Below are 8,278 nucleotides of genomic sequence, written 5' to 3'. Positions count from 1 at the left end.
GGGTGACCACGGTCACCGGCACGGTCTCCCACCCGAGGCCGGTCACGGCGGCGAGGCGCCGGCCGCCCGCGACGAGGTCGCCGTCCTGCGTGACGACGACGGGATGGAGCAGCCCGACAGCCGTGATGGACGCCTGGAGTCCGGCGAGGTCCCCGAGGTCTTCACGGTCCCGCTTCCCGACCCGGATGTCTGACAGGGGGAGCCTCACCGCTGCGCCTCCTGGGCCTCGTCGGCGGTCGCCGCGATGAGCGTCTCGACCTGATCGAGCGCGGTCAGCAGAACGGCTTTGAGCTGCGTGGCGGTCAGCGCCCGGCGGGCGGCGGGGAGGGCCGGGTGATCGGGGTCATTGGAGACCAGGCCGGCGACGCGGCCGCGGGCGGCGGCACGCTCGGGCAGGGCGTAGCCGCGGGTCAGGGATGTGGGCACACGGGGCTCCGGGAGTCGTCACGGGGCCCGGCCTAACACCAGCGGCACTCAGGATCCTAGTCCTGCCTCGGAGCGGCGAGGCCGGGCCGCGTACGGGCACGTCCGCGACGTCGAGGACGACGCCCCCGAGGCATCCCCCCACCAGTGACGGCCGGCCTATTCCCCAGGGCCGGGCCGATACCCGGCGGTACCGTGATGATCAGGGCCGCCGTGCGGCCCTGTGGCGCCCGCTGGTTCTGGGCCGGGGCCCCGGCACTCCCACGGAGGCCGCCGTGCCCGCTTACCGCCCCTACTGCCGCGAATGCGGCACCCGCCGAACATCCCGCGTCCATGCCCTCGGGCTGTGCGTCGACTGCGCGACCGCCCCGACCGGCCCGCCGGCCTCCGACCCCGGCCGCCGCGCCACCGAGCTCCGCGACCTCCTCGCCTCCGCCCGGCGCCCCAACGACAGCACCCCACTAGACCGCGCCACTTCCTGACCGCATGCCACACTGGCGCCGCCGTCCGCCGCCCGCTGGTGTTAGGCCGGGGCCTCCTGCAACCCTCCAGGACCCCCGATGCCCGAGACGCCCGCACCGCTGCTGTCCGCCCTCGACCTGGGCGACATCCTCGACCACCCCGAGCCCACCCCGCCCGACGTCCTGCACCAGGCACAGGTACGCCTCGTCGCACTCCTCGCCGCCCGGGGCCGTAGCTATCGGTCCCTCGCCCGCTGCATGGGCGTCCCCGTCGGGACCGCCTACCAGTGGGCACAGCAGGGAGCCGCCCTGTGGCGGGCAACCGGTGACGCCCCCGAGGACGCGGCTGACGCCCTCGCCGACCTCCCGCCGATGCCGCCCGCACACCAGCCCACCCAGCCCGCGTCGGCCGTAGCGCCCGGCCGGAGACGGCGCGGGACTGCGGAAACGCTACGGAACTAGGACAACAAGCGCAGACTCGGGCCGCTGTAGCGCTACGCCTCCGCCCCGGTCGCCGCCCCCTCCGCGCACTACATCGGCCGCCTACCGGCGAACACCCTGGGATGCGGCCGGGTCCGCCCCTGAAAGGACTCCCCGATGCCCACGCACGTGCTCAGCACCCGACTCACGCCCGGCGACTACGACCGGTTGCGGGTCCTGGCCGAACGGCGCGGTTGCTCCCTCGCCGCGGCCGCCGGCCACCTCTTGGCCTCCGCCCTGGACGACACCGGCACGTACCAGCCGCCGCAGGACGGCGTCCTCGTCGCCGCGGTGCGCACCGTCCTGGAGGGCGTCACCGCCCCCGAGGCGGTCATGCACCGGGAGCTGGCCGTGCACCTGGCCCGGGCGATCGAGCGGCGGGAGCCCGGGCACCTCTCCGCGATCAGCGTTCTTCGCAAGGCCGTGGAGAGCGCCCAGGGGTCGCAGCGCATCCACGACAACCCGGACGGAGACCCGTTCAGCGCGCTCCTCGCCGGGCTCCTGTAGCTCCGCCGTAGGTGAACCGGTTGACGTACGGCGGCCGCCGGGCCGTGGTCTCGGCGCCCGTCGAGGAGCGCCAGGACCACGGCCGGGTCGTTCTCGTGCGGCTATGCCTCCCGGGTCATGGCCCGGTCCGTGGCCGTGCGCTGCGGCTCCGCGTCGGGGTCGTGGAACTCGGGTCGGCAGCCGCCGCATTCGAGGCGCAGCGCGCCGTCCGGGCCCGGCACCTCGAAGGGCAGCGTCTCCGGCCTGTCGTCCCGCCGGTCGCGGCGGAAGTCGACGAGGCCGCACGCGGCGCAGGCGAGGCCGGCGGACCGGGCGCGGCCGCGGCTCCAGTGCTCCGCCCCGTCCGGGAAGGTCTTCAGGACCACCCCCACGGACTCGAAGGGCCAGACGCCGGGCGGGGTGGGGCGGAAGCAGGCGAGTTGCACGGGGGTCTCCTTGGGTCTGCCGGAACGGACGCCCTCACGACAGCAGCCCCTCACCGGTCCGTCCCGCGTTCCCTCCCCGGATCACCCCGTGGAGTGGCCCCCACTTAAAACGACCCACATAACGTGTCTTATGCGTTAGCGTCTAACGCATGGTCAACAACCCCACGAGACGACCCGGTTCGGAACTCGCCACCGCCGCGACCCGCGCCGAGGACGCGTACGCGCGCCTCCGCGCCCAGCTCAGCGACGTCGCCCCCCGTGACCCGGTCTCCAACCGCCTCGGGCCGCGCCGTGACCGCCTGGAGCTCCTCGCCGAGGTCTGCGACCGGGACACGTTCGCCCTCGTCGCCGACTGGCTGTCGTCCACCGCCGTGAAGACGGTCGACAGCAAGCGGAACTACGCCGACGACGTCCGGCACTGGGCGGCCGTCGTCGCCGAGCAGGGCCACCCCCGGTTCAACCTCGACGCCGTGACGCCCGGGCTGATCCGCACATGGCGCCTGTCGGAGGAGGAGCGGGGCCGGGCCGCAGGCACCATCAACCGGCGGTTGTCCGCCGTGCAGTCCCTCGCCGACTTCCGGGCGTTCAAGGAGGAGCGGCAGCCCGTACGGCTCGTCACCCGCTTCGACCGGCCGAAGGAGGACCGTTCGGCCGGCGCCGCCCGCTCCACCCCGGTCCTGGAGGCGGACGAGCTCCAGCGCCTCATGAGCGCCTGCGCCGACGCGCACGAGACCCTCGCCGTGCTCCTGACGTACACCCTCGCCGGACGCGTCTCCGAGCTGTGCACCGCCGACCTGTCCGCGCTCCAGAACCGCGGGCGGACGTGCCGCCTCGACCTGACCCGCAAGGGCGGGAAGGTCCGCGTGTTCACCCTCCCGCCCGAGCTGTGCGAGCTCCTGGACGCCGTCCTCGACGGACGCACGGGCGGGCGGCTCCTGCTGCGCGCCGACGGCCGCCCGTACACCCGGCACGACGTCGACAGCGTGCTGACCCGCCTCGGCCGTCAGGCCCGTGTCCTCACGTGCCCCGACGCCTACACCGGCCGTGGCCGGCGCCCCGCTGGGGCGGAGCCGCGCCCGCGCCACTCCTTCCGGACCTGCAAGCGGTGCCGGGACGTCACCCCGCACGTGCTCCGCGCCTCGAAGCTGACGCACATGCACGACGCCGGGGTGCCGCTGGAGGAGATCCAGCAGTTCGCCGACCACGCCGACCCGGCCACCACCCTCGGGTACATCCGGCAGCGCGACGACGAGGCGGTGAAGGCCCGCAACGCGCAGGCGTCCGTGGACCTGTACCGGCACGTCCTCGACCGCTGGACCGGCCAGACCACCGGGGCGGCGTGATGACCGGGACGCCTCCGCCCGCCCCCCACCGTCACCACCACCACCAGGAGCAGCAGATGCCCGCCACCCGCACCGCCCGTCCTATCCACACCCGCACATGGGGTGTGTGGACGCCCGTCCCCGAGGAGGCGGCCCCGCTCGGCGCCCCGTACGCCCGCCCGCTGGAGTGGTGGCCGTCCGTCCGCGCGGCGGAGACCTCGCTCCGCGCCCGGGTGCAGACCTCCCCCGGATCCGTGAACACCGACGTGGAGCGCCGTGCGGACGGCACAGTGCGCACCGACGCCCAGTTCTACGGCGGCCCCGGCTCGGCGGTCCTGCTGTACGCCGTGACGGGCGAGCCCGGGGCGGAGCCGGTGCCGGCGGCCGCGCCGTACGCCGTCCTGGAGTTCGGCCCGCGCGGTGGCGTCCGCCGCCGCCGACTGACCCCGGCATGACCCGCCGCCACCCTGACGAACCCTGCGGAAACCTGACCTTGAGGAGCACCTGATGACCGACGCCTACGCCCAGTGGACCAGCCTCGACGTCCGTCGGCCCGAGGACGTCCCCGCCGCCACTCCGCTGTCGTGGAAGGCGGAGCGGGAGGCCGAGCACGCGGGCCGGATGGCCAACCTGCAACTCCCCGACGACTTCCCGCACGAGGTCGAGCGCGGGACCGCCAGTGACGCCCTGGCCGTCCTCGCCCTGCGGGAGTCCATCCGGCAGGACATTGAGACCGGGCGCGGCCTGCGGGTGCGCGACGCGATGGAGCAGGGCGCGACGTGGGCGGAGGTCGCGGGCGCCCTCGACGTCGAGGTGGAGGACGCCCGGGCGCTCCTGCGTACGTGGGCGTCCGTACAGCACACGCTCCACCGCCAGGACGTCGAGGCGGGGCGCGCCCGGCCGTTCGGCCTGACCGCCGAGCAGCACGCCGCGGTGCGCGGGCTGTGCGCGCTGGGCGACCACGAGCGGGCCGGCGGGCGTACCACGCAGGTCTGACGTTGTGGCGCCGGGCGGTGCCGCCTCCCCCTACGCTGGGGGCGCACCGCCCGGCCAGCCGCGTACTGCCGGTCACCGCTTAGCCCGCGCCCACGCCGCGGGCGGCCCGATAGGGAGCGGTCAAGGTCTCCCGGGGCCCGCGTAGATGACACTCCGGCGCGCTGCGCCGTTCTTCCTTCCGTGGCCCCTGACGTGCGGCCGGAGGGCGTGGGCCTGCCCGGCCGGGAGACGTCGATGCCGAAGAACCAGAGCACCGCCGCGAAGCGCGCCCGCGCCGCCACCCGGGCCGGTGCCAAGTACACGACCGCCCTACGCGCCGCCGGCCCCCTGCCTCCGCACCTGCGGCCCGTCGATGAGGGCGCGTTGGCTGACGGGGAGCGCCTCGTCGTGGACCACCTGCGGGCCCTCGCCGAGGCCGGCGGGCTGCTGCCGTTGCGGTCGGTGACGCCGGAGGAGGCCGTGATCAAGGCGGAACGGCTTGCCCGGTCCGAGGGCCGCCGCCCGGCGTGGGAGCGGTGGGCCACGGTGGAGGCTGCCGTGGACGGGTACGTGCTGCGCGAGGTGCTGCGCGGCCCGAACGGCTCCCGCTACCACCAGGGAAACCGCGCACCGCGGGTGCCGGTGCCGGTCCGCGCCGAGGACGGCACCGTGACGATGGTGGCGATGCCCCACTGGGCGCGGGAAGAACACGGCTGGTGGATCTGGTCCCACACCGGTTGGCCCGTCGAGGCGCCCGGCCGGATCATCGACCCGCCCCAGCGGTTCGCCCCCGCCCCCAACATGTGGGAGGTCGCGGCCTGGCTCGACATGAGCCAGGAGGACGGGCGGGTGCTCGGCGAGGACTACGGCGGCTCGGCGTCCTCGTGGCAGACCGTCGGCTGGTGCACGACCCGGGAAGACGCCCAGCTCATCGCCCGGGCCTACGTCGCGCACCACGGTCACTTCACCCGCGCTGACGTCCTCCAGCACGGCCCCGACCTCGGGTACGTCTCCGAGATCCGGGACAGCTACCTCCAGGCCCCGGACGCCCCCGCCCAGGCCCGCGCGAAGGCGGCGCCCGGGCCGCGGCCGGCCTCCCCGGACCGGGCGGAGGTCCCCGAGATGACGTGGTACGGCGGGGAGACACACCCGCCCCGGTCATCGCTGGTCGTGTGGACCGGCACCGCGTGGCGAACCCTGGTGTGGAGCGACTGGCAGACGTCGAACATCGCGGCCCACCTCGGGATCGGGGCCGACGGCCCGTTCGCGTGGGCGGAGAGCTGGGGCCCACGGCACCCTGACCGGGACCTCCACGACTGGACGCAGGAGGGCCGGGAGCTGTGCGGCCAGTTCCCTGAGCCGCCGTACACGGAACGCTCCGCCCAGTTCGCCGCCGAGCGGGCCGCCCAGGCGGAGGCGCTGTTGACCGCGCTCGCCGAGCGGGGCGCCATGACCCGGAAGGAGGCGGCCGCGCGGCTGGAGCGGGGCGGGGAGGCGTACCGGCAGCTCCTCGACGTCGGACAGGCGACGATCTGCCGGGCGCTGAACACCGCCCGCCGGGCCCTGCCGGAGGGGCCGGAGCGGACCGCCGTCCGGCACGCGATCGATGACCTGATGTCCCGGCACCTCCTCCCAGCCGACGCGGTACGGATCGCCGGGGAGCAGCTCGACACCGAGGTCGAGGCGCAGCGCGCCCCGGAGGTGACGGCCTGGTGCCGGCGCGCGGTCGCCGAGTACGTCGCGCCAGTCGCGGATCCGGTCGCGGCCGGGGTCGAGGGGTTCCGCCCGGAGGACGAGCGGCACCGCGCCCGGGCCTGACCGGGGCCGTGCACGGGTAGGTGCTGCCCGGCCGCGACGGCGGGCCGGTAGGGCCCGTGGCTGACCGGAGGCCCCTTCACGCAGGGTGTGAGGGGGCCTCCGGCATGTCCTGGGGCGGGGCCCGGCCATGGACTATCGGGCCCCGCTGCTACCCGGCTCCGTCCGTACCGAGGGGGAGGGGAGGAGCGGGCGGGCAGCACCCTACCGCCCGGCAGGGCGTTCTCGAGCGCGCCCGCCGCACGGGCGGCACAGGCGGTGTGGGCCGGGCCCGGTCCCGGCAGGTGCCCACCGGACGGTTAGCCTCCGGGCATGACGACATCACCTCTGCTGCCTGCGGGCGGCCGCCGGATCGCCTTCGTGGGTAAGGGCGGATCCGGGAAGACAACGACGATCGCGCACGTGCTCGCGCACTTGGCCAAGCAAGGCGTCCCCGCGGTCGGCATGGACGCCGACAAGCCGGGCGACGAGGAGGACGGCAGCCTGTACGTGTGGGCGTCCGCCGTAGACATCGGCGCCCCGGTGTACCCGGCGCCGGCCCTCCCCCGGATCGCGGACGAGGCGCAGCGCCTCACCCCGCCGCACGGGCTCGGCCTCCTCGACACCGGGGCGTGGGAGCGGCGGGAGGGTTCGCCGCACCTGGCCGTGCTGTCCGCCGTAGACCTGGTGGTGCTGTGCCTGCCTCCGACCCGGATGGAGATGGAGCGGGCCGGGTCCGTCCTCGGGGCGCTGGAGCACCTGCGCTCCGTCGGCGCCCACGCGCCGCGCCTCGTCGTGTTGCAGACCCTCGTGAACGCGTCCGCGCGGTCGGCAGGCACGACCCGCGAGGCGCTGGAGGGTGCCGGGTTCACCGTGCTGTCCACGGTCGTCCCGCGCAACGACGCCCACGACGGGTACGCCCAGGCATTCGGGCGGGCGCCGCGGCTGGTGCCCGGCTCCCCCATGGACCTGCTGACGGCCGAGCTCCTGGCGGTGGTCGCCGGATGAGCAGAGCGCAGGACGCCGCCGACCTCGGCGCGCTGCTGTCCTCGGCCACCCAGCGGCGGGGCGGCATCGTCGCCGTCCCCGCCCCGGCCGCGCCCCCGGCGGCCGCGGAGGAGGCCGGCGCGGCCGAGGTCGAGGTGCAGTCTCGGGGTGACCGCCTCGCCGAGCTGGAGTCGGCCGTCGAGGCTTCCGGGGTGAACTTCCGCCGGGCGCAGGCCCGGCACTACCGGGAGGTCGGCCCGGCCCTGGAGGAGATCCGGGATCAGGAGCTGTACGCCGAGGGCGGGTACACCTCGTGGCATGACTACCTGCGGCGCCGGTGGGACTACTCGGAGGCGCACGCGTACCGGTTCATCACCATGGGGAAGGTCGTCGCCGCGATCTCCCCACTCGGCGAGCAGGCGGTGCAGGCGCTGACGGCGGAGTCGCAGGCCCGGGAGCTCGCGCCCGTGCTGACCGAGCACGGGGACGACGGGGTGCGCCGGGTCTGGGCGAAGGTGATCGCGGAGCCGGACCGGAAGGTGACCGCGAAGCGCGTCGCGCAGGTCAGGGCCTCGATCATCGGGCCCGTCAGGGTCTCTCCAATTGGAGAGACCTCGGGCGCCGGGAAGGCCGGCCCCGACGGCGGCGAAGTCGTCGACGCCGAGGTGGTCGAGGAGCAGGACGCCGCGGAGCACGCGGCCGCCGAGGACGTGAACCGACTGTTCCGGCGCGCGGCGGAGGCGGCGGAGCTCGCGGAGCGCCTCCTCACCGAGGGGGCCGGGCTGCTCTCCGAGGGCCGGCGGCCGCTCGACCTGGGCGCCGCCGTGCACGACGTCTCCCGGGCGAGGAAGGCCGGCGCGGCCGTCAGCCGGGCTGAGATCAAGTTCTGACCGCCGGGGCGCCG

At 75.4% G+C, this 8,278-nt stretch carries 11 protein-coding genes; 8 read left to right on the top strand and 3 right to left on the bottom strand.

Annotated elements, in window-relative coordinates; translation table 11 throughout:
• The coding region (locus tag ACGFXC_RS37090; protein WP_393719351.1) for a ParB N-terminal domain-containing protein at positions 1-208 on the bottom strand (208 nt) is incomplete at its 3' end.
• Positions 205-426 (bottom strand): hypothetical protein, encoded by a 222-nt coding sequence (locus ACGFXC_RS37085; protein WP_393719350.1) that lies wholly within the window; start codon positions 424-426, stop codon positions 205-207. The genes ACGFXC_RS37085 and ACGFXC_RS37090, both read right to left, overlap by 4 nt.
• A gap of 557 nt (positions 427-983) precedes the next feature.
• On the opposite strand from ACGFXC_RS37085, the gene ACGFXC_RS37080 reads away from it, so the two are divergent.
• Entirely contained in the window at positions 984-1,346 is a 363-nt protein-coding gene (locus ACGFXC_RS37080) for a helix-turn-helix domain-containing protein (protein WP_393719349.1), read from the top strand.
• A gap of 135 nt (positions 1,347-1,481) precedes the next feature.
• A complete protein-coding gene (locus ACGFXC_RS37075; RefSeq protein WP_393719348.1) occupies positions 1,482-1,871 on the top strand; it encodes a hypothetical protein in 390 nt (129 codons plus the stop codon).
• A gap of 101 nt (positions 1,872-1,972) precedes the next feature.
• Here the strand turns inward: ACGFXC_RS37075 and ACGFXC_RS37070 are convergent, their stop codons facing one another.
• Positions 1,973-2,296 carry a hypothetical protein gene (locus tag ACGFXC_RS37070; RefSeq protein ID WP_393719347.1) on the bottom strand — a complete coding sequence of 108 codons (324 nt, stop codon included), beginning with the start codon at positions 2,294-2,296 and terminating at the stop codon, positions 1,973-1,975.
• Positions 2,297-2,445: 149 nt separating this feature from the next.
• Between ACGFXC_RS37070 and ACGFXC_RS37065 the strand changes: the two genes are divergently transcribed.
• From ACGFXC_RS37065 to ACGFXC_RS37040, 6 genes are all read left to right on the top strand, one after another.
• Entirely contained in the window at positions 2,446-3,639 is a 1,194-nt protein-coding gene (locus ACGFXC_RS37065; protein ID WP_393719346.1) for a tyrosine-type recombinase/integrase, read from the top strand.
• A 56-nt stretch (positions 3,640-3,695) separates the two neighbouring features.
• Positions 3,696-4,073 (top strand): hypothetical protein, encoded by a 378-nt coding sequence (locus ACGFXC_RS37060; RefSeq protein WP_393719345.1) that lies wholly within the window; start codon positions 3,696-3,698, stop codon positions 4,071-4,073.
• A 52-nt stretch (positions 4,074-4,125) separates the two neighbouring features.
• Entirely contained in the window at positions 4,126-4,614 is a 489-nt protein-coding gene (locus ACGFXC_RS37055) for a hypothetical protein (RefSeq protein ID WP_393719344.1), read from the top strand.
• Positions 4,615-4,848: 234 nt separating this feature from the next.
• Complete coding sequence (locus tag ACGFXC_RS37050) at positions 4,849-6,411, top strand: hypothetical protein (RefSeq protein WP_393719343.1); 1,563 nt, start codon at positions 4,849-4,851, stop codon at positions 6,409-6,411.
• 309 nt (positions 6,412-6,720) lie between these two features.
• Complete coding sequence (locus ACGFXC_RS37045) at positions 6,721-7,395, top strand: hypothetical protein (RefSeq protein WP_393719342.1); 675 nt, start codon at positions 6,721-6,723, stop codon at positions 7,393-7,395.
• Positions 7,392-8,264 (top strand): hypothetical protein, encoded by an 873-nt coding sequence (locus tag ACGFXC_RS37040; protein WP_393719341.1) that lies wholly within the window; start codon positions 7,392-7,394, stop codon positions 8,262-8,264. The genes ACGFXC_RS37045 and ACGFXC_RS37040 overlap by 4 nt, the downstream gene beginning before the upstream one ends.
• Positions 8,265-8,278 lie beyond the last annotated feature (14 nt).

This window comes from Streptomyces sp. NPDC048507 (assembly GCF_043199995.1).
Lineage (GTDB): Bacteria > Actinomycetota > Actinomycetes > Streptomycetales > Streptomycetaceae > Streptomyces.
Note: the sequence above shows the minus strand (reverse complement) of the source record. Positions and strands in the feature narration are given on the sequence as shown.

Excerpts from the sequence above, each read along its gene's own strand:
- ACGFXC_RS37080 (WP_393719349.1), top strand. The coding sequence starts at position 984 with ATGCCCGAGACGCCCGCACCGCTGCTGTCCGCCCTCGACCTGGGCGAC.
- ACGFXC_RS37075 (WP_393719348.1), top strand. The coding sequence starts at position 1,482 with ATGCCCACGCACGTGCTCAGCACCCGACTCACGCCCGGCGACTACGAC.
- ACGFXC_RS37065 (WP_393719346.1), top strand. The coding sequence starts at position 2,446 with ATGGTCAACAACCCCACGAGACGACCCGGTTCGGAACTCGCCACCGCC.
- ACGFXC_RS37060 (WP_393719345.1), top strand. The coding sequence starts at position 3,696 with ATGCCCGCCACCCGCACCGCCCGTCCTATCCACACCCGCACATGGGGT.
- ACGFXC_RS37055 (WP_393719344.1), top strand. The coding sequence starts at position 4,126 with ATGACCGACGCCTACGCCCAGTGGACCAGCCTCGACGTCCGTCGGCCC.
- ACGFXC_RS37050 (WP_393719343.1), top strand. The coding sequence starts at position 4,849 with ATGCCGAAGAACCAGAGCACCGCCGCGAAGCGCGCCCGCGCCGCCACC.
- ACGFXC_RS37045 (WP_393719342.1), top strand. The coding sequence starts at position 6,721 with ATGACGACATCACCTCTGCTGCCTGCGGGCGGCCGCCGGATCGCCTTC.
- ACGFXC_RS37040 (WP_393719341.1), top strand. The coding sequence starts at position 7,392 with ATGAGCAGAGCGCAGGACGCCGCCGACCTCGGCGCGCTGCTGTCCTCG.